18 protein-coding genes are annotated in these 20845 nt (G+C 64.1%); 12 read left to right on the top strand and 6 right to left on the bottom strand.

The features are described from left to right. Positions 1-2: 2 nt before the first annotated feature. The 7 genes from ugpQ (at position 3) to frdD (ending at position 7378) form a co-directional block, all read left to right on the top strand. Positions 3-740: a glycerophosphodiester phosphodiesterase gene (gene ugpQ / locus GGR36_RS05785; RefSeq protein ID WP_183632841.1), complete on the top strand. Its 738-nt coding sequence runs from the start codon at positions 3-5 to the stop codon at positions 738-740. 96 nt (positions 741-836) lie between these two features. Continuing rightward, complete coding sequence (alaS, locus tag GGR36_RS05780; protein WP_183632839.1) at positions 837-3464, top strand: alanine--tRNA ligase; 2628 nt, start codon at positions 837-839, stop codon at positions 3462-3464. Between the two features lie 58 nt (positions 3465-3522). Further along, positions 3523-3951: a PaaI family thioesterase gene (locus GGR36_RS05775; protein ID WP_183632837.1), complete on the top strand. Its 429-nt coding sequence runs from the start codon at positions 3523-3525 to the stop codon at positions 3949-3951. 140 nt (positions 3952-4091) lie between these two features. Beyond that, positions 4092-5876 (top strand): fumarate reductase (quinol) flavoprotein subunit, encoded by a 1785-nt coding sequence (gene frdA, locus GGR36_RS05770; protein WP_183632835.1) that lies wholly within the window; start codon positions 4092-4094, stop codon positions 5874-5876. Next, positions 5869-6624: a succinate dehydrogenase/fumarate reductase iron-sulfur subunit gene (locus GGR36_RS05765; RefSeq protein WP_183632833.1), complete on the top strand. Its 756-nt coding sequence runs from the start codon at positions 5869-5871 to the stop codon at positions 6622-6624. The genes frdA and GGR36_RS05765 overlap by 8 nt, the downstream gene beginning before the upstream one ends. Next, complete coding sequence (locus GGR36_RS05760) at positions 6621-7025, top strand: fumarate reductase subunit C (protein WP_183632826.1); 405 nt, start codon at positions 6621-6623, stop codon at positions 7023-7025. The genes GGR36_RS05765 and GGR36_RS05760 overlap by 4 nt, the downstream gene beginning before the upstream one ends. After that, entirely contained in the window at positions 7022-7378 is a 357-nt protein-coding gene (gene frdD / locus GGR36_RS05755) for a fumarate reductase subunit FrdD (RefSeq protein ID WP_183632824.1), read from the top strand. The genes GGR36_RS05760 and frdD overlap by 4 nt, the downstream gene beginning before the upstream one ends. A gap of 148 nt (positions 7379-7526) precedes the next feature. Here frdD and GGR36_RS05750 read toward each other — a convergent pair whose 3' ends face one another. From GGR36_RS05750 to GGR36_RS05740, 3 genes are all read right to left on the bottom strand, one after another. Continuing rightward, a complete protein-coding gene (locus tag GGR36_RS05750) occupies positions 7527-8111 on the bottom strand; it encodes a hypothetical protein (protein WP_183632822.1) in 585 nt (194 codons plus the stop codon). A gap of 7 nt (positions 8112-8118) precedes the next feature. Next, positions 8119-8727: a hypothetical protein gene (locus GGR36_RS05745; protein WP_183632820.1), complete on the bottom strand. Its 609-nt coding sequence runs from the start codon at positions 8725-8727 to the stop codon at positions 8119-8121. A gap of 137 nt (positions 8728-8864) precedes the next feature. Continuing rightward, positions 8865-11198 (bottom strand): helix-turn-helix transcriptional regulator, encoded by a 2334-nt coding sequence (locus tag GGR36_RS05740; RefSeq protein WP_183632818.1) that lies wholly within the window; start codon positions 11196-11198, stop codon positions 8865-8867. A gap of 181 nt (positions 11199-11379) precedes the next feature. Here GGR36_RS05740 and GGR36_RS05735 point away from each other — a divergent pair, with 181 nt between their 5' ends. Both GGR36_RS05735 and GGR36_RS05730 read left to right on the top strand, forming a co-directional pair. Continuing rightward, complete coding sequence (locus tag GGR36_RS05735) at positions 11380-12462, top strand: protein kinase family protein (protein WP_183632816.1); 1083 nt, start codon at positions 11380-11382, stop codon at positions 12460-12462. Between the two features lie 8 nt (positions 12463-12470). Continuing rightward, entirely contained in the window at positions 12471-13133 is a 663-nt protein-coding gene (locus tag GGR36_RS05730; protein WP_183632814.1) for an HAD family hydrolase, read from the top strand. Between the two features lie 126 nt (positions 13134-13259). Here GGR36_RS05730 and GGR36_RS05725 read toward each other — a convergent pair whose 3' ends face one another. Next, on the bottom strand, positions 13260-13715 hold the full coding sequence (locus GGR36_RS05725) for an Mpo1 family 2-hydroxy fatty acid dioxygenase (protein ID WP_183632812.1): 456 nt from the start codon (positions 13713-13715) through the stop codon (positions 13260-13262). A 151-nt stretch (positions 13716-13866) separates the two neighbouring features. On the opposite strand from GGR36_RS05725, the gene GGR36_RS05720 reads away from it, so the two are divergent. From GGR36_RS05720 to GGR36_RS05710, 3 genes are all read left to right on the top strand, one after another. Continuing rightward, the gene (locus GGR36_RS05720) at positions 13867-14418 is read left to right on the top strand and encodes a GNAT family N-acetyltransferase (RefSeq protein ID WP_183632810.1); all 552 of its coding nucleotides are present in this window, start codon (positions 13867-13869) and stop codon (positions 14416-14418) included. A 296-nt stretch (positions 14419-14714) separates the two neighbouring features. Then, positions 14715-16358 (top strand): DEAD/DEAH box helicase, encoded by a 1644-nt coding sequence (locus GGR36_RS05715; protein ID WP_183632808.1) that lies wholly within the window; start codon positions 14715-14717, stop codon positions 16356-16358. A 154-nt stretch (positions 16359-16512) separates the two neighbouring features. Further along, positions 16513-17874 (top strand): glutamine synthetase family protein, encoded by a 1362-nt coding sequence (locus GGR36_RS05710; protein WP_221229492.1) that lies wholly within the window; start codon positions 16513-16515, stop codon positions 17872-17874. Between the two features lie 51 nt (positions 17875-17925). On the opposite strand, the gene GGR36_RS05705 is transcribed toward GGR36_RS05710, so the two are convergent. Both GGR36_RS05705 and mnmL read right to left on the bottom strand, forming a co-directional pair. Next, positions 17926-19671 carry an alpha-amylase family glycosyl hydrolase gene (locus GGR36_RS05705; protein WP_183632804.1) on the bottom strand — a complete coding sequence of 582 codons (1746 nt, stop codon included), beginning with the start codon at positions 19669-19671 and terminating at the stop codon, positions 17926-17928. A gap of 159 nt (positions 19672-19830) precedes the next feature. Next, a complete protein-coding gene (mnmL, locus tag GGR36_RS05700; protein WP_242533085.1) occupies positions 19831-20787 on the bottom strand; it encodes a tRNA modification radical SAM protein MnmL/YtqA in 957 nt (318 codons plus the stop codon). Positions 20788-20845 lie beyond the last annotated feature (58 nt).

Raw genomic sequence — 20845 nt, 5'->3', positions numbered from 1 at the left:
CCATGGGCCAGTGGTCGCTGCCGCGCATTGTCGCGCATCGCTGCGGCGGCACGCTGGCCCCCGAAAACACGCTGATCGGACTGGAATTCGCGCTGGCGCATGGATGCCGCGGCGTGGAGTTCGACGTCATGCTCAGCGTTGACCGCACCCCGATCCTGATTCACGACGAGACGCTCGAACGCACCACCAACGGCCGCGGTCGAGTCTGTGAGACTTCCGATGCGACACTCCACGCTTTGGACGCAGGCGCATGGCGCGCAGAACGGTTCGCCGGCGAACGGATTCCTTTCTTCGCCGACGCGATCCGGCGCTGTCGCGCGCTCGGCATCGCCGCCAACGTCGAAATCAAGCCGGCGGCAGGCTTTGAGCGGGAGACCGGGCGCATCGCGGCGGAGGTCGCCGCGCGCGGCTGGGCTGGCGACGATCGGCTGCCGGTATTGTCGTCGTTCAGCCTCGATGCCCTCGAAGCCGCAGCAGCGGCGGCACCGACCCTGCCACGAGCGATCCTGTTCGACACGATCCCGGCGGATTGGGCGCTGCACGTGCGGCGCCTTGGCGCCGCCGGGCTGGTCTGCAATGCCAAACGGCTGACGCCTGCAGTGGCTGCCTCGGTAAAGCAAGCTGATCTCATGCTCGGCGTTTACACCGAAAATGATCCCGAATGCGCCCGAGCCCTGCTCGGCTGGGGCGTCGACTCTGTCATCACCGATCGGCCAGATCTGCTCGCGGTACTTGCCTGATCGGCCGCGCCGCATGGCGCGACAGGGCTTTCAGTTACAATCTCGCGTTTCCATTGACCCATTCGCGCTCATTGCGCGAGCACTGACCGGACCGTCATGAAAAGCGCAGAGATCCGCCGCCAGTTCCTTGAATTCTTCGCCTCCAAGGGGCACCAGATCGTCGATTCCAGTTCGCTGGTGCCAGGCGACGATCCGACGTTGTTGTTCACCAACGCGGGGATGAACCAGTTCAAGGACGTGTTCCTCGGTTTCGACAAGCGCCCCTATACCCGCGCGACCACCTCGCAGAAGTGCGTGCGCGCTGGCGGCAAGCATAACGACCTTGAAAACGTCGGCTACACCGCCCGCCACCACACCTTCTTCGAGATGCTGGGCAACTTCAGCTTCGGCGACTACTTCAAGCGCGACGCGATCAAGTACGCCTGGGAGTTGCTGACCGAGGTCTACAAGCTGCCGACCGAGAAGCTGTGGGTCACGGTGTATGCCGAGGACGACGAGGCCTACGACATCTGGACCAAGGAAGTCGGCGTGCCGGCCGAGCGGGTGATCCGCATCGGCGACAACAAGGGCGCGCGCTACGCATCCGACAACTTCTGGATGATGGGTGACACCGGGCCGTGCGGCCCCTGCACCGAGATCTTCTACGACCACGGCGAGCAGATCTGGGGCGGCCCGCCGGGAAGCCCGGACGAAGACGGCGACCGTTACATCGAGATCTGGAACAACGTGTTCATGCAGTTCAACCGCGACGAGGCCGGCGTGATGCACCCGCTGCCCAAGCCCAGCGTGGATACCGGCATGGGCCTCGAGCGGATCTCGGCAGTGCTGCAGCATGTGCATGCCAACTATGAGATCGACCTGTTCCAGAGCCTGATCAAGGCTGCCGCGCGCGAAACCCGCAGCAGCGACATGGACAGCCCGTCGCTGAAGGTGCTGGCCGATCACATCCGTGCCTGCTCGTTCCTGATCGCCGATGGCGTGATCCCGGGTAACGCCGGCCGCGGCTATGTGCTGCGCCGGATCATCCGCCGCGCGATCCGCCACGGCTACAAGCTGGGCGCCCGTGCCGCGTTCTTCCACAAGATGGTGCCGGATCTCGTCGCCGAAATGGGCGAGGCGTATCCCGAGCTGGTCAAGGAACAGGCGAAGGTCACCGCGATCCTGAAGGAAGAGGAAGACAGCTTCTTCCGCACCATCCAGAACGGCATGGAAATCCTTGATGCCACGCTGGCGGTGATGGACTCGAATGGCCGCAAGGAGCTCGATGGCGAGGTCGCCTTCAAGCTGCACGACACCTACGGCTTCCCGCTCGACCTGACGGCGGACATTTGCCGCGAACGCAACTACACCGTCGATGCGGCGGGCTTTGATGCCGCGATGGCGCGCCAGCGCGAACAGGCACGTGCTGCCGGCAAGTTCAAGATGGCAGCGGCGCTCGAATACAGCGGCAGCGCAACGACCTTCCACGGCTACGACAGGCTCAACGTGGATGGCGCACGCGTGACTGCGGTGTATGTGGATGGCGCTGCCGTCGACGTCGCCGTGGCCGGGCAGGATGCGGTGATCGTGCTCGACAACACGCCGTTCTATTCCGAGTCCGGCGGTCAGGTCGGCGATGCGGGCGTGCTGCAGAACGGCACCACGCGCGTTGTGATCGAGGATACGCAGAAAATCCAGGCAGACGTCTTCGGCCACCACGGTCAGGTCGTCGAAGGCACGGTGCGCGTCGGCGACTTGCTGAATGCCAAGGTCGATGGTGAGTCGCGGGCCCGCATCATGCGCAACCACTCGGCAACCCATCTGATGCACAAGGCGCTGCGCGAGGTCCTTGGCGCGCATGTGCAGCAGAAGGGTTCGCAGGTCGACGCGGAGAAGACCCGTTTCGACTTTGCCCACAACGGTCCGATGACCGACGAAGAGATCCGCAAGGTCGAGGCCATCGTCAATCGCGAGATCCTCGCCAACGCCGCCACCCAGGCGCGTGTGTTGCCGATCGCAGAAGCGCAGAAGACGGGCGCGATGATGCTGTTCGGCGAGAAGTACGGCGACGAGGTGCGTGTGCTCGATATCGGTTCGTCGCGCGAGCTGTGTGGCGGAACCCACGTCAGCAGAACGGGCGATATCGGCCTCTTCAAGATTGTGGCGCAAGGCGGCGTGGCGGCCGGCATCCGCCGGGTGGAAGCGACCACCGGCGAGGCCGCGTTCGCGATCGTCCAGCAGCAGGACGCGCTGCTTGGCGAACTGTCGGCAACCCTAAAGGCACCCGCGGCCGAGGCTGTGGCACGTGTGGCCCAACTGCAGGAGCATCTCAAGGCGGTTGAGAAAGAACTGGCCAAGCTCAAGAGCGAAATGGTCGTGATGCAGCTCGACGAGCTTGTGGCCGCCGGCATGCGCACCATCAAGGGTGTGAAGATTGTGGCCTTGCGACTGGAGAACGTCGATGCCGCCAGCCTGCGCGATGTCGCCGACAAGGCACGCGATCGTCTGGGCGAAGGTGTCGTGCTCGCTGCGGGGGTGACCGATGGCAAGGTGTCGCTGGTCGCGATGGTGACCAAGTCGCTGACCGACAAGCTCAAGGCGGGCGAAATCGTCGGCGCCGCGGCGCAGGTCGTCGGCGGCAAGGGTGGCGGCCGGCCCGACATGGCACAGGCCGGCGGCACGCTTCCGGAGAAGTTGCCGGACGCGTTCGCGACTGTCATGCAGTTGCTAGAGTCGAAACTCTGATCCGGGTGAGATTGCGGGGCCGCCTTCGGGCGGCCCTTTTCATTTCTGGAGAGTGAGCATGAGCACGCTGCGCGCGGACATGTCGGTGGCCAAACTCAACGCGTGGAGCCCCGGTTGCCTGCCCGGGCACCACGGATTCGAAGTGCTGGAGCTTGAGCAAGGTCGCCTGATCGCCAAGCTGCCCCTTGGCCCCGAGGTGATGGCGCCGAATGGGTTCCTGCATGCGGCGAGTGTCGTACTGCTCGCCGATTCCGCCTGTGGCTATGGTGCGATCGCGCATCTGCCGGAGGGTGCGAGCAACTTCACGACGATCGAACTCAAGACCAACTTCCTTTCTACCGCGAAGGAAGGCGAGGTGCTGTGCGAGGCGCGCGCGGTGCATCTGGGCCGCACCACGCAGGTGTGGGATGCCGAAGTGCGGCGTGCCGACGGTACGAAAATCGCCTTGTTTCGCTGTACGCAGATGATCCTGTGGCCCAAGACATGACCCAGACTCTGCCTGCCGGTAAATCGTGCAGGCTGGCTCCGGTTTGATTTAGGCGAAGAACTCTCGCAATCCGTACGCGCACACTCGGCGTCGGTTGGCCGAACGTCGCGGGGATTCGGCCGCGTACCGCGGGAGGGGGCATGCAGATTCATCAGGCTGACGTCGTGGTCGTCGGAGCTGGGGGGGCGGGCTTGCGTGCCGCCATTGCGGTGGCAGAGTGCGATCCGCGCTTGCGAGTGGCATTGGTGTCGAAGGTCTACCCGATGCGCAGCCACACGGTGGCGGCCGAAGGCGGTTCGGCGGCGGTGGTGCAGGCACACGACAGCCTCGATCACCATTTCCACGACACCGTCGCGGGTGGCGACTGGCTCTGCGAACAGGACGTGGTGGACTTCTTCGTCGCCCGTTGTGTCGAAGAGATGGTGCAACTCGAACACTGGGGTTGCCCCTGGAGCCGCAAGGAAGACGGCCACATCAATGTGCGCGCCTTCGGCGGCATGAAGATCGAGCGCACGTGGTTCGCCGCTGACAAGACCGGCTTCCACATGCTGCACACCTTGTTCCAGACCTCGATGAAGTATCCGTCGATCAAGCGCTTCGACGAGCATTTCTGCGCCGACCTGCTGGTCGACGAAGGGCGCTGTGGCGGCGTGGTCGCGATCGAGATCGCCAGCGGTGAATGCATCCAGATCCAGGCGTCGGCGGTGGTGCTTGCCACCGGCGGCGCAGGGCGGGTGTTCCGCGAAAACACCAATGGCGGCATCGTCACCGGCGACGGCATGGCGCTGGCGTACCGCCACGGCGTACCGCTGCGCGACATGGAGTTCGTGCAGTACCACCCGACCTGCATGCCCGGAACCGGTCTGCTGTTTACCGAAGGGTGTCGTGGCGAAGGCGGGATTCTGACCAACCGGGATGGCTATCGCTACCTGCAGGATTACGGACTCGGTCCGGCTGACCCTTGGCCGCGCAAGAAGGCGATGGAGCTCGGGCCTCGCGACAGGCTTTCTCAGGCGTTCTGGCATGAAGAGCGCAAGGGGCGCACTTTGGAGACTCGCTGGGGATCGGCCGTAAATCTCGACCTGCGGCACCTGGGCGAGAAGAAGCTGCGCGAGCGGCTGCCGCAGATCTGCGAGCTGGCCGAAGAGTTTCTCGGCATAGACCCCGCCAAGGCGCCGATTCCGGTGCGCCCGGCGGTGCACTACACGATGGGCGGCATACTGGTCGACGGTCGCTGCGCAGCACCGCTGCGCGGGCTGTATGCGGCAGGCGAGTGCTCCAGCGTCGGCATCCATGGCGCGAACCGGCTTGGTTCGAATTCGCTGGCCGAGTTGTGCGTGTTCGGCAAAGTGGCCGGTGAAGAGGCTGCGCGTTTCGCTCAGGAAGCCGCACCGATGCGGCCACATGTGTTGGCGGAGCAAGCGGCAGACGTCGAGCAGCGTGTTCGCGGTGTCGTCACCCAGAACGGCACGGAGCGAATCGCCACATTGCGGACCGAGATGGCGCAGACGATGGAGCAGGGCTGCGGCATCTATCGCTTGGGCAATGAAATGCAGGCGACCTGCGACAAGCTCGCGGAACTGCGTGAGCGTTTTGCGCGTGTGAAGCTCGACGATCGTTCGCGGGTGTGGAATTCGGAATGGCTGCTCGCGATAGAGTTGGGCTACCAGCTCGAAGTCGCGCAGGCGATGGCGCATTCGGCGCTGCAACGGCGCGAATCGCGCGGTGCGCATCAGCGGCTCGATGGTTTCGAGGCACGCGACGACGCTAACTACCTCAAGCACTCGCTCGCGATCCGTGCGGGTCGCGATGCGCCACGCATCGAGTACGGCGCGGTGAAGATCACACGTTTGCCGCCGGGGGTTCGCGCCTACGGAGCGGAAGGCGAGCGGGCAGAGCAGGAAAGGAGCGCCGCCGGTGTCTGAACAGCAGAAGACGATCGAGATCGAAGTGCTGCGCTACCGGCCAGAGCAGGATGCGCATCCGGTACCGCAGGTGTATGTCGTGCCCTATGCGGACGACATGTCGGTGCTGCAGGGGATCCAGCACATCAAGGACTGGCTCGATGGCACGCTCAGCTTTCGCTGGTCTTGCCGCATGGCGATCTGCGGCAGTTGCGGGATGATGGTCAATGGCGTGCCGAAGCTCGCCTGCAAAACCTTCCTGCGCGACTATTACCCGCAACGGATTCGCGTCGAGGCACTTGCGCACTTTCCGATCGAGCGCGACCTGGTCGTTGTGGCGGACGACTTCATCGAGAAGTTGCAGCGCATCAAACCCTGGATCATTCCGAAAGAGGCTCGCACGCTGGAGCAAGGGGAATACATCCAGACGCCGGCGGAGCTGGATGTGTATGAGCAGTTCTCGTCGTGCATCAACTGCATGCTTTGCTACGCCGCCTGCCCGCAGTACGGGCTCAATGACGAATTCCTCGGCCCTGGCATCATCGCGCTGCTGCACCGTTACAACGCCGATTCGCGGGATGGTGGCGAGGCCGAGCGGATGCAGGAAATCCACGGCCATGAGGGGGTCTTCAACTGCACGGCGGTGGGCTATTGCTCCGAGGTGTGCCCGAAGGGCGTCGACCCGGCCAACGCGGTGAACGTGAACAAGACCAAGGTGGCGCAGGACTATTTCCTGCGCTTCGTGCGGCCGAAGGGAGACTGCAAATGAGCGCGAATCCGCGGCGCCCCTACAAGCGCCCGATGCAAGGCTGGTGGCGCCGGAATCCCTACTTTGTCGAGTATGTGATCCATGAGGCGACAGCCTGCTTTGTGGCGGCCTACGCATTGGTGCTGCTGAGCGGGGTGCTTTGCGTGATGCAGGGCGAGGGGGCGTGGAATGCGTGGCTTGCGGTGCTACGGCATCCCCTGTCGATCGCGGTGCACCTGGTCATGCTGGTTGCGGTGGGCTACCACAGCTGGAGCTGGTTCAAGATCATGCCGAAGACCTTGCCGCCGATTCGCGTTCGGGGCGAACGTGTCGGAGCCTCGGCGATCTTTGCCGGTGGCCTTGCTGCGACCGCCATTGCGAGCTTGATCGTGATCGTTGTGGCCTGGGGAGTGCTGAGATGAGCCGTCGTTCAAACGAGCCGATCTTCTGGGCGCTGTTCGGCGCGGGTGGCATGCTTGCTGCGCTGATTGGGCCGGCGCTGATCCTGATCACTGGAATCGCCGTTCCGCTTGGCTTGCTCGGCCCAGATGCGCTGCGCTATGACAACGCACATGCGCTCGCACAGCACTGGCTTGGCAAGGGGGTACTCTTTGGCGTGGTGTCGCTCTTCCTGTGGCACGCGGGTCATCGCATCTTCCACAGCCTGCACGACTTCGGCATCCACGCCGGAAGTTTTGCGCGCGCGTTGTGCTACGGCCTGCCCGCTACCGCCACCGTCATCATCGCTGCGGCGCTGTTGTCGATCGGTTTCTGATCTGCACCTGTCGAAGCCGGCATGGTGAGGCCGGACGCACGACGCACCTGGATCTCGGTGTAAAGGTTAATCGTGCATCGCGTACTGGCGGGGAAGGTCGCCTCGGCGTCGCCGACGGCGACGCCCTGATTCGCTATCGGGCCAGGCTTCAACAGGCGCTGCGGAGCGTCAGTGCGATGAGCCTGCCGTTGGCGGCGCGTCGGATGCGGGCTTGGCAATTGCAGGTCTCGCCGCGATAGATGTAGGTCACCTCCGCCGGATGATCGGCCGATGCCGAGGACTCGGGCGACTTCCAGTCTATGCCGCAACCGCCTTCACCGAAGGCTGCGATCTCCGCGGCAGAGAGCACGGATTCGGGCGGTTCCGTCATGCCGTTCTTCAACTGTGCGGACTGGTCGAGAAACTCGATCGTTGCGTCGCGCTGGACGATCAGGCGGTCGCCGTTGGCGAATCGATAGCGCAGCGTGAGCGCAGCAGCACCATTTGATCGGGTCTCGCAGCTGCGCAGCGCCGAGTGTCTCGCCAGGGTGACGAACAGGGGGCCTTTTTCGGTTGCGTCTCGCAGTGCAATGGCCGCTGCCCGCGCGTCCTTCGATAGCGAGCGCATCGTGGCCTCGCAGCCAGCCGAAGCGGGTATCACCGGTGGCGCCATGCCGTCCGCAAGCGCTCCGGAGCACACGAACAACAGAACCGCCAGAAAGGGCGCGTGCCGACGCATGCGATTTCGGGTCATGGAGATCTCAGAATTGTGCATGCCAGCGAACCAGGCCGCCTTCCTTGTCGAGAAACTTGTCCAGGCCTTCAAGCCCGCGGATCGTTTTCTTGATCGCCTCGGCGTCGTCATCGACCGGCTGTACGTCGAACGCCATGCCTGAGAGGTGTTTGCTGAACTTGCCGAGATCTTCATCGGTGGCTTCGTTGAACACGGAGAGCAGGCCTTCCTGGATCTCCGCCTGGGTTTTCTTGCCCGGGTTGTTGTCGACCCAGTCCTGACACTTCTTCCGCAAGGGGCTGTTGGCGTAAGTCTCTTCGATCCACTTGCGGTTCTTGACGACATTGCTTGCCATCGCGCGCGCCTGATCTTCCTTGCCGCGGCGGCCGCTCGTAAACGTGACCGACGGGTGCGCCTTCTTCAGCGCATAGGCTGCCAGTCGCGCCGTCGGCGCAAGATTGAGCGCCTCGATCGCGCTGTCAGTTTCCGGCGTTGCTGCAGCCGCTGCAGGCTGCGGCTGCGGTGCAACGCCTACCGGGCCCGGTGGTGGTGTGGGCGTGCGAGGTGCGGTGCCGTCTTCGACGACAGGTGTTGCGTCGGTCAGGCCTGCCGGCCCGGGGACTCGCGATCCAGCCATTCGCCACGCTCCTTTTCATTGCTGGTTGCCGTCAAGCGGTAGTCGCTCGATACCTGTTCAGCTTGCGCTTGATGCGCCTTCACAAGGCGTCTGCGTCTCCGTTGCGTTCGCTTCACTGTAGCCGACGATCAGGATTCTTACAGTGTCCGCGCGCGATGGACCGCCTCGCTGCGCGAGCGGATGCCAAGCTTCGAATAGATGTGGTTGATGTGCGTCTTCACCGTCGCCAATGAAACATGCATGTGCGCGCTGATCTGCTCGTTGGTGAGCTGATCGCCAATCAGTTGCAGGATCTTCCATTCCTTGCTCGTGAGACCGGCGGGCGGTGCGGTTTCGGTGATTTCTGCGCTGTCGTCGGCTACGGCACGGCGACGTTCCAGCATCCGTTGCACGAGTTCGCGCAGGAAGTTGCGGGTCACGGTGTCTGAGGCCAACGAGGTGTCGGACAGCATTGCCTCCAGCGGCCCGAGTGCGCGCGGCGCCAGCCACATCCAGTCGAGCCGGTCCTGCTGCGCCGCTGAAACCCGCACGGCAGCGAGCAGATCCTGCGGATCGGCGCTGTGCAAGGCCAGCACGCGCTTGCCCAGCGCGGCCAGGTCGCGCGCGTTGCCGGATTCCAGACGGCCAATGATGGCGGCAAGTGGCTCTGGATCGATCGACTCGCCCGTGAGCATGCGGGCTGCGACACAGAGAATGTCGCGACGATCCCGGTAGATGCAGGCGGGCCAGGTCTCTGCCTCGGTGCGCGCCGCGAGTTCGAGCAGACCGTCGTTGTCGGCTTCTCGGGCGCGGTGCCACAGGCGTGGCAGCAGCGCCTCGGCGCGCCACTTCAGGCAAAGAAAGCGTTCCGCGAGCTGGGTTTCGAGCCAGCGCACGCCTTCCGAGGTTGAGTTGCCGTCGCCTTCGAGCAGGGAGCAGACCGTTTGCAGGGTCCCGTAGGTGAAGCTCCAGTATTCGCCGTAGGTGCATGCGGCATCAGTGCCGGCTTCGATCAGGCGCCGAGCCGACTGAGGATCGAGTCGACGCAGGTGGATTATCGCTTCGAGCCTGACACTGGGGTCCAGCGCGGCAGCGGATTCGAGGCCCGCGGCGCGGATGCGTTTGCGCCGTTCGATCGACCAGCGCAGGGCGACGTCCAGTTCGCCGCGTTCCAGTGCAATCGATGCACGGCGGTGCAGTGCTTCGAACTGCAGCCAGTCGAGCCGGTCGCGGTCGGCGCAGGCGAGCATATGCACGAGACGCTGCTCGCCAATATCCAGATCGCCGTTGGCAAGTGCGCATCCTGCGGCAACATGCTCGGCAAGGGCGTAGGCGGGGTGAAGGTCCTCGCCCAGGGCATGCATCGCATCGGCCGCGTGTTTTGCTGCGCACTCAAATCCGTCGTACTGGAACGAGATCGAAGCTGCCAGCGCGAGCGCCTGCGCCGCAATGGCCGCATCGGCGTGCTCGGAAAGCAAGGAAACCTGTGCGTCGGCTTCGTGGGGCAGCTTGGCAACTTCCACCTTCCAGGCTGCTTCAAGTACCGCTCGCCCTCCGTGGGAGGTCTCGGTCGCTGTCGCGTCCAGGAGTGTGCGCAAAAGAGTCCGGTTACGGTCGAACAGCATGCGCCAGCCGGCCGTGGCAATGACTTCAAGGCACAGTGATGTCTCGCCGGCATCCAGGGCCAGCAGGGCGGCGGGGGCGTGTTCGCCTCGCGCCAACAGGGCTTTGGTCCCCTGATGCAGCGCCGAGTCCCATGCGGAAGGATCGCGTCGACGCCAGGCGGCGACGAGGTAAGGCCGGAATCGTGTCGCGAGCCGCACGCCGCCGCCGGCATCGCAGAGCGGGCCGGCGAGCGTGGCGATCGCGAGGATCGCTGCATCGGCTTGCGCGCGCCCGCCTATGCCCAGCGCCATGAGCCATTCAGGGCGCGATTCGGGCAGCAGGGCCGCTCGGCCGAGTTCGGCGATCTGCGCGTCGCCGAGCGCATCGAGCCAGGCGAGATCCAGCCAAATTGCCAGTTCCGCATCCCAGGGTGCATCAGCATGCAGCGCAGCCTGTCGGGCCCCCCACCAGCCGGCCCAACTGTCTGCAGTGCCATCAAGGCCGGCCTCGCGCCATTCGTCCTGTGACAGGGCAAGATGGTGTGCGTTGATGGCTGCGAGCCTGCCTTGCGAACGCCATAAGGATACGGGGAGGTGTCCGGCGTTGCGCCCGGCCAGTATCGTTCGCACGCTGCGCGGAATGTGTTCGAGTACCGCGGCAAGGGCGAGCGCCGCGTCGTTGTCGAGGCGTTCTACCGCGTCGAAGATCAGCAGACCATCATCTCCTGCCGCCGCGATGGCACCTGCCAACACTTGCGCGAAGCCTTCCGAGAACAGAGCGCAATCGACCCAGGCGCGGGCGCCGCGCCATGCGTTCCAGAAGCCTCGCAGCGCGCAGGTCTTGCCATAACCGCCGGGGGCGAATACCACCACCAGCGGGCGCTGCATGGCGGCATGCAAGGCCGCGCTTACCCTAGGTCGTGCCTGATCGGGTTGATACGGGGCGGGGGGGCTGAAGGTGTCCATCTGCATGGGCGGCATCGTACCGCGACAATCAACCTTGGGGTTTGACGACTTGGTGACGCGCAGGGCGGAGGATGCGGGCATCGAGTTTGAGGAGGAGTGCACCATGACACGGGATGAACTTCGACAGGCTGCGCAGCTGGCCTTCGTGGCAAGTGGTCAGGAGGTCGCGTGCGGCGCGGTCGATGAACTGCCGCTTCCGCTGGCCCAATTGTTGGCCCTCGATGCATCGCATCCCGATGTCGTCGAGGCACATACCGGCGGTCTTACGGGTTTCGTGTTCCGCCTGCGTAACGACCGTGGCGACTGGAACATCAAGCGCGCGCGGAGCCAGAGTCTGGTGCAGAACCCTGACGGCCAGACTTCGTTCCTCAACGAAGTTCAGCGCCGCTGCGAGCTGGAGGCGCTTGGCGACAGTTGCCCCGCCGGTGTCGTACGCACCCGATACGCCTCGTTCCGCAGCGGGTTGATCGTGTCTGACTGGATCCCCGGAACGGTTGCGAAGACTTGGAATGAACGGACCCTCGGAAGCCTGTTCGATCTTCTGATTGATCTGTATCTGCATGGTTTCTTCGAATGGGATGTGTCGCCGGGGAACCTTGTCGACGACGGCGATCGCCTTTGGATGTTCGACTTCGGCTACATGTACCGCTTTGATCCGCTGGTCGACCTCAACTCGAATGGTCTCGCGGCCCCGTTGTTCCATCCTGCCGAGCGCTTCGAAACTCGCAACTTCTTCGCAGTGCTGCTGGAACTGGAGCGCGCGTCAGGGCAGGACGAGGCGCTGCGGGCCTTCATGCTCGAAAAGCGGATCGCCCTTGATGCCTATGATCGCCTGCTGACGACCCTGCGGGCACGCGGCGCCTCGCAGGATGTGCTCGACTGGTTGTCGGCCATCGTATTGCGCTGGCGGAATGCGATGGCGAGCGACCCGGCGGCCCTGTATCTTGCGGAAGGCTGGCGGTCGCACCGGCTCGACCTCGACGACGATCTTCGCGGCCAGACTTGTACCCGCCGAACACTGGCGCGCACGGACTGGCTGATCGAAGCGGCAGGCAAGCACTTCGATGCGCTGACACAACTCGATGCACTGTTCTGGCACGACGCAGGCATGTCGAAAGCGGCTTTGCTCGACCAACTTGCAACCGATCGTGCCAACGCAGAGCGCTGGCAAGTCGCCGGCCAATAGGAGGATCGATGTCTTTCCCTTTCAAGGCGGTGCTGTTCGACATGGATGGCACCATCACCGACAGCACTGCACTGCATGACGCGGCTTGGGATGCGTTTGCACGCGCACACCTTGGCAGCGGCCTTGCGCCGGGCGACCCGAGACTCGTGCCCGGTCGGACGCTGGATGTTGTGCGAGCCGTGCTCGGCAGGCATGTCGAAGGCGATGAGGCGCAGCGTCTGCACGACGACAAGGAGCAACGCTTTCACGCGATCGCACGCGGGCGGATGCGCCCGATCGACGGTTTGCGCGACTACCTCGAATGGCTCGCCGGGCAGGGGGTCGCGACCGCACTGGTGACCAACGCGCCGCGCATGAACATCGACTTTTCACTGCAGGAGCTCGGGCTGATCGACGCGTTCGGCATCACGCTCGGCGCCGAAGACGTCGTGCGCGGCAAACCGCATCCGGACCCGTTCATCGAGGCTTGCCGGCGACTTGGCGTGGCGCCGCGCGAAGCCCTGGTGCATGAAGACTCACAATTGGGCATCAAGGCCGGCGTTGCTGCGGGGGCTGCTGTTGCGGCCATTCTCAGCGGAATGTCGGCGGATGCTGCACAGGCTTCTGGCGCGCGCTGGGTGACAGAGGACTACGTGGCATGGATGGCACAGATCCCGATGCTGGCGGTCTGAAGTCGTGCCTCTTTATTGAGCAATCCTGAATTCAGTCGATGATTCAGTGAGTTGGCGCGCCGGTACAGGGCTTATCCACAAGCCCGCGCACATCTTCTGTGGATGGCGCGCCGCAAAGGGTTCTGCCTACCAGCGCAGCTTGAGCGCCCGGAAGGCAAAAGTCAGGCAGAACAGCGGGCCCACCCAAAGGTAGCGGATGTCTTCGAAGAACGAAGGCTTCTTGCCCTCGATCTTATGGCCGATGAATTGGCCGATCCACGCCACGACGAAGACAGCCAGAGAAACCCGGAACGTCTGGGCTCCGAGCATCGCCACGCAGCCCAGAATCAGCGCGCTGACAAGCGCCATCGCGACCAGAAAGCTCGGCGACAAGCGGGCGTAATAGACGAGGCTTGCTCCTATGAAGCCGAGTGCGACCCACGGGGACGCCGCCCACAACATGCCCACGAGACTCAGCAGGATCAGCGGAATGCAGACCAGGTGAATCTTCTCGTTGGTCGGATTGCGGTGGCTTTCGGCGTAGTGCGCGAGCAGGCGATCGACTTCCCGAGCGCCGCCATCAGTTGTCGGTATTGCTGTCATGGTTTCCCCTCCCCAAGGTCGGCGAGCGTAGCGCAAGCAACCCCGGTATGGCCACCTGCTTGGCGCGTGTCGCGGTCGGTTGCACTGCGTGGCTCATGACGTGGGTCAGAGCGCGGGTATCCCCCGGTGGCCAGGCGGGGTGATTTGGCGCATGATCCACGACACCATGAATTGGCCTGGTCAGACTCCTCCGCGCAGGGATTGGGAACTGCGTCGCCTCTCCCGCAACGATGTCGATGCCGTCGCCGAGCACTGGCGCGCATTGCCGGCGGGATTGCGCTACAACCGTTTCGGTCACATCCTTCCCGATGCGACACTTGACCGCTTCGCCGATGATCTGGATTTTTCGTCGGATCTTTTCTGCGGCACTTTCTCTCCCGACGGCCTGCTTGTCGGTCTCGCTCAGGCAGCGCCAGAGTGGGACGGCGCGTGGGAATTGAGCTTCTCTGTGCTGCCGGGTGTCCAGCGCAAGGGGTTGGCCAAGCGCCTCGGCGAGCGTTTGATGCGCATGCTCGCCGCGCAGGGCGTGCGGCGCGTTCGACTGTGCTGCCTTGCCTCCAATCAACCGATGACTTCCCTCGCGCGTGCGCTCGGTTTCGAGCTTGTGCGCGACAACGTCTTCGTGCGTGGCGAAATCGAGCTCAAGAGCCCGGGCTTGCGCGGGCTGCTCCCCGGACAAACCACGCGCCTTCGCGGGGGTTGATGATTTCAGGGGTTTTTGGCCCGGTCCGAAAACATTTCTGGTGTTTTTTGGGGGTTGTGGCATAATCCGCCCCTTCGTCTCGGCTGCCGGTTGGTTTTTTGTCCGGCACGCATCGATTTCCAGCTTCCCGTCGTTTCCGGACTTTCCCGTTCGACATACCCGGTTGGCATCGATGTTTATTGCGATGCGCCATCCCGGGTTGCTCCCAAGCAAGCCCTCATTGGCTCTGCGCCACTGAATCGAATGTTCGATTCATGCGCCGAGGCGGCTTTTGTTTGCCCGAACTGGAGAATTGAATGTCCGATATCGGCTTCGCCGACCTTGGCCTTGGCCAAACCCTTGAGTCCACCCTTGCTTCGCAAGGCTTGACCCAACCGACACCCGTGCAGCAGAAAGCCATCCCGCTGCTGCTGCAAGGCGCTGACCTGATCGCGTCTGCGCCGACCGGAACCGGCAAGACTGCCGCCTTCCTGCTTCCCGCCCTGGCGCGCCTCACCCAGCCCCCGAAGACCAAGAGCATCGGTCCGCGCGTCCTCGTGCTGACACCGACCCGCGAACTGGCGCAACAGGTTGCCAACGCGGCGAAGCAGTTCTCGCGCCAGCTCAACCGCGTCAAGACGATCTGCGTGACGGGTGGTGAGTCCTACCGCGAACAGAACCGCGCCATCTCGACGCCGCACGAAATCCTCGTCGCGACGCCGGGCCGCCTGATGGACCAGATGCAATCGGGCCGTCTGGACTTCTCGCGCATCGAAGTCTTCGTGCTCGACGAAGCCGACCGCATGCTCGACATGGGGTTCTCGGACGACGTGATGGCGATTGCCGCCAAGCTGCCGACCGATCGCCAGACCGTGTGCTTCACCGCCACCATGTCGCGCACCGTGATGTCGCTGTCGTCGCAACTGCAGAAGAATCCGCAGACGATCGAAGTGAAGGCCGAAGTCGCTCGCACTGACGCGATCGACCAGCACATCGTTTTCGTCGACAACTTCGGCCACAAGCGCCGCCTGCTGAGCCATTGGCTCAATGGTGAGGCGAACGGCCAGGCCGTCGTGTTCACCTCGACCAAGCGCAGCGCTGACGAACTCGCCGCCGCACTGGATGCTGAAGGCCATGCCACGGCTGCCTTGCATGGCGACCTGCAGCAGCGTCAGCGTACCCGCATGCTCAACCAGCTGCGCCGCGGTGAAGTGCGCGTGCTGGTGGCTACCGACGTGGCCGCGCGCGGCATCGACGTGCCGGCCATCACGCATGTGTTCAACTTCGATCTGCCGAAGTTTGCCGAAGACTACGTGCACCGTATCGGCCGTACCGGCCGCGCTGGCGCCACGGGTACCGCGGTGTCTTTCGTGGGTCGTGACGACGTCGGCGCGCTGCGCGGCATCGAACGCTTCATCGGTCGCCCGGTGAAGATCACCGAAGTCGAAGGCATGGTTGCCGAGTTCAAGCCGGGTGCCCGTGGTGACGGTCGTCGCCCGGCGCCGCGCAAGTGGGATGAGCGTCGCCCGCAAGGCGAGCGCCGCGAAGGCCGCCCGTTTGGCGATCGCAATTTCGGCGATCGTCGTCCGCAGGGCGAGCGCAGCTTTGGCGACCGCCGCCCGCAGGGTGAGCGCAGTTTTGGTGATCGCCGCCCGTTTGCCAGCGAGCCGCGCAGTTTTGGCGACCGTGCGCCGCGTGGCGAAACCTTCGGCAATCGCGAAAACGCTGGCAATCGCGAAGGGTTTGGTGTGCGTGAGGGCTTCCGCCGCGATGAAAGCGCCCCGCGCAGCTTTGGCGACCGTCCCGCCCGTGACGCCGCACCGTATGGCGACCGCCCGCAACGCGATGCGCGCCCGACAGGCGAACGTAGTTTCGGTGATCGTCGTCCGGATGCACCGCGCAAGTCATGGGGCGACGCGAAGCCCTTCGGCAGTGAGCGTCCGCGTCGCAAGTTCGACTGATCCAAGCACACCGCAGCGCGCAACGGCCGGGTATCCCCCGGCCGTTTTTATTGGTGGTCGGCGCGGAGGCCGGCGACCCAGTGGACTAGCGCGCCGGGCGGGATTGGACCTCGATTTGGAGCCGAATGGCGCGTAGCCTTGCGCGTTTGTTTCGATGACCGCACTGACGGTCGAGGATACTGACATGTCGTACCGGACCCCGGTGACGGACCTATCTGCTGCGCGCGACGTGGCCTGCGTGTTCCCGGATGTGAACGCAATTCCGCGCGGCAAGATCCGGCCCGCGCGTGACTTCAAGGCCGGTGCAGAACTGCGGATTGCCGAGGCCATCGGGCTTCACACGGTCGACGGCAATTACCCGGATGACGACATTACCGGCGATTCCGATCAGGATGTACGGCTCGTTCCGGATCTGCGCAGTCTGCGCCTGCTGCCGTGGCGTCCGAGCAGGGCGATTGCGATACACGATGCCGTTCACTTCGATGGACGCCCGTCGGATTTCGCCGCGCGTTCCGTCTTGTTGCGGGTGCTGGAGGCATTCGAGGCGCGCGGTTTGCATGCGGTGGTGGCGCCCGAGATCGAGTTCTACCTGTTCGAACGGAACGATCGGATTGAAGCGGGCTTCGAAGCGCCGCGCGGTCGCGGTGGGGTCATCGAGCAAAGCCCGGCCGGCTATAGCCTCGCGGCGGCCGACGAGCACGCAGCCTTCTGGGATGAGCTGGGCGTTGCGCTGGAAGGGCTGGGCGTGCGCACCGATACGTGGCTGCATGAAGTCGGTCAGTCGCAGTACGAACTGAACCTCTTGCACGGTGATCCGCTGGACGTCGCCGACCAGGTGATCTACTTCAAGATGGCCCTGCGGGAAGTCGCCGCGCGCCATGGCCTTTTGGCGGTGTTCATGGCCAAACCGGTTGCAGGGCAGCCGGGCAGTTCCATGCACCTGCACCAGAGCGTCGTCGATGCGGCGGGCCGGAACATCTTCGCCGATCCGGCCAGTGGTGCGGACACCGAGGCGTTTTCTGCCTACATCGGCGGGTTGCAGCGCTACATGCCGGATTTCATGCTGATCTTCGCGCCCTTCATCAATTCATGGCGACGTTACGTCCATGGTTCGCAGGCCCCTGTGAATCTGGAATGGGCGGAAGACAACCGTACCGTGGCGTTGCGCGTGCCGAGTTCGGGACCGGTGGCGCGGCGTGTCGAGAACCGCCTTGCCGGCAGTGATGCCAATCCGTATCTCGCAATCGCGGCTTCGCTCGCCTGCGGCTTGCGCGGCATCGAGGAAGGTCTCGCGCGCAGGCCGTCGATCGGCGACCGCTCGGGCTATACCTTCCCGCGTGAGTTGCCGCTGGGAATTGAAGCGGCCTTGCTCACCCTGGGCGCCAGCGTGCCTGCGGCCGAGATGTTGGGGGCCGGGTTTGTGCGCGCCTACTGCGGCGTCAAGCAAACCGAGTTCGATGCCTTCATGGCGGAAGTGGGCGCCTGGGAGCGCCGGCACCTCGCACTGCAGGTGTGAACGATAAAGGGCCGGTCTGAACCGGCCCTTTTCTTCGGGACGCCTGCCCGATCAGAACTTCAGGAAGCGGGCGCTCAGAGCGGGGACCGTGATTGCGTAGCTGCCGCTCGCCGCGGCGATGCTGTCGCCGGCAACCAGATCGGTCAGCCCGGTGTCGGCGCCGATCGCGGCCGTGTCAAGCTTGATGCTTGCAGCGCTGGTTCCGGTGTTCATGATCAACAGGACGCGGTTGCTGCCTGCATCCTTGCGGTCGACGTAGAGGGTCGAGTCGGCGTAGACATGGGTCCGCGAACCGTAGGCCAGCGCCGGGTTGGCGTCGCGCAATGCCCAGAGTTTGGCGACGTAGGCCTTCAGATCCGCCTGGCGCGCATTGAGTACGCCGACCGCGCCACCGAAGGAGGTTGCGACCCCTTCGACCAGCGCCGGGCTGCGGCTGACGTGGTCGTCGCACAGGCCGGCTGCGGCGCAGGTGTTGCTGGACTGCTGCGTAGAGAAATTGGCGACTTCCTGGCCGATTTCATCACCGTAGTACAGCGTTACTGGGCCGCTGTACGCTGCCATGAACGAGAACGCGAGCTTGTGGCGCGCCCAGTAGGCATCGTTCGTCGGTTCCGCAATACCGCCACGCTGCAGCAGGTCACCGAAGCGAACCAGATCGTGGTTGGTCAGCATCAGGTTCGGCATGGCGTGGTCTGCATACACCGAATGGGTGCTGAAGACCTCCTTGAGTTTCGTCGCCGGCTGCTTGCCGTAGCCGCTTTCTTCAACGGCAAGGGTCTGGACGACACGATAGCGGGCGGGGAAATCGAATGCTGACGCGAGCGCCGGGCTCGACGTCGGACCATAGGCCTTCGACTGAATCGTGCTCTCGCCGCTCCAGACCTCGGCGACCATGTAGCCAAGCGGATTGACCGAGGTACCGGCCGCGTTCGTATAGGTCACCGCCTGCGAGGCGGATTTGACTTCAGCGCGCAGGGTTTGCCAGGCGCTCGTCGGGATCTGGTAGGCCTGATCAAGGCGCCAGCCATCGATGCCAACCTGCGTGATCCAGTAGCGCACGACTTCCTTGTAGAAGTCGACCGTCGCCGTGCTTGAGTAGTCGTCGCACTGCTGATTGGAGCCCGCTTTGTAGGTGCCCGAATCGCTCAGACACGTTGATGTCGTGACCGGCAGTTTTCCGGTGGGGGAAGGGGCCAGGTTGTCCTTGTGATGCCCGAACACGCCATCGAAGAACACGTAGATGCCGCGTTTGTGCGCTTCAGCAACCAGCGTCTTGGCCTGCGCCAGGGTGCCGAACTTCGGGTCGATGTTGAAGTAGTTGCTGGTGAAGTAGCCGGTTGCGTCCAGGCGAGTGGTCCAGATGTCCTGACCCGCTTTCGGCGTCGACTCGAACACGGGCGTCAGCCACAAGGCGTTCGAACCTGTGCTCTTGATGTAGTCCAGCGAATTGATGATGCCTTGCAAGTCGCCCTTGTGCTGGCTGGTGCCATAACCGGCGTTGTAGTCGGCGCTAGGGTTCCCGTCGACAAAGGATTCCACCATCACCTGGTAGATGCGCAGGCCGCACTCGGCAACCACCGCGCCCTTGTTGCACGCAAGGCGGTTTTCGACGCTGCCGGCGGCACTGGTGATGGCGATGGAACTGTCGACCGGAGGCACCGGCGTCGGTGTAGGCGTGGGCGCGGGCGTTACGCCGGTGCCAGCGCCGCTGCCGGATGAACCACCGCCGCCACAGGCTGTTAGCAAGCAGGCGAGGAGGAGCGCGAGCGGTTTGCGCTTGAGGAATGAACTACGCATGGGTTTGTTGCTCCTGGATGATGCGGACCCTGACCAAGGGGTCAGGTGAATCCCGGCGTTCCTGTCGTCGGTCGTGTGCGGAACGCTTCTGTTCGTGTGGGCAGAACCGTAGGCGCAAGCCAGCCTTCCGTCTTGTCGGTTTTTGTGCTTTTGGCGCGCTCAGGACTTCTGCCAGCGCATCCCCTGGAACGACGCGCGTGCTTCCAGTTCGGCTTGAAGCTTAGGCGCCAGTTCGGAAAGGCGCATGTTCCAGTGCGGCGCCAGTTTCAGGCGCGGCGGGACCTCGCTGCCGAGACGCTGGATCAGGATGTCGGGGGTCAGGCGTTCGATGTAGTCCGCCAACAAGGCCAGGTATCCGGCTTCGTCGAAGAGCGGCACCGCCGACGGATCGTTTTGCCAGTCGCGCGCGAGCGCCGTGCCGCGTACCAGCTGGAGTTGATGGAATTTGAGCGCGCGCAGTGGCAAGGCGGAAAGGCGAAAAGCGCCGTCGAGCAGGTCTTGCCGCGCTTCTCCGGGCAGTCCGAGGATCAGGTGCCCGGTCACGAACAGTCCACGAGATGCGGCGCGCGACACTGCATCGGCGCTGCAGGCGAAGTCATGGCCGCGATTGACGCGCGCCAGCGCTGCATCCGACACCGATTCAATGCCGATCTCGAGCTCGATGTGCTTGTGCTGTGCCAGTTCGGCGAGATAGTCCAGCACCGCGTCTGGCAGACAATCCGGGCGGGTGCCGATCGCCAGCCCGTCAATCGCGGGATGCGACAGCGCGGCTTCGTAGCTGGCTCGCAGGCGGTCGAGCTCGCCATAGGTGTTGCTGTAGGCCTGGAAATAGGCGATGAAGCGTCGGGTGTTCGGGTAGCGACGCCGAAGGAAACCGATACCGGTGTCGATCTGGGCGAGCACATCGGCGCGCGGATCGAGGTAACCGGGCGTGAAGCCCGCGTTGTTGCAAAAGGTACAGCCGCCGGTGCCGAGCGTGCCATCACGATTGGGGCAGGTGAAACCCGCAGAGACCGACACTTTCTGGATGCGGCCACCGCAATTGCGTGCAACCCAGTCGTTGTAGGCGTTGTAACGGCGCTTGCCGAAGGGGTGGGAGGGGAAAGGTTCGTGCATCCCGCGCATTGTCGGCAGGATGCGACCTGGTCGCCTTGATCCGGGTCGGATCAAGGCG

The organism is Niveibacterium umoris (genome assembly GCF_014197015.1).
GTDB lineage: Bacteria > Pseudomonadota > Gammaproteobacteria > Burkholderiales > Rhodocyclaceae > Niveibacterium > Niveibacterium umoris.
The sequence above is the reverse complement of the archived record's forward strand: the minus strand, read 5'-3'. Positions and strand labels throughout refer to the sequence as shown.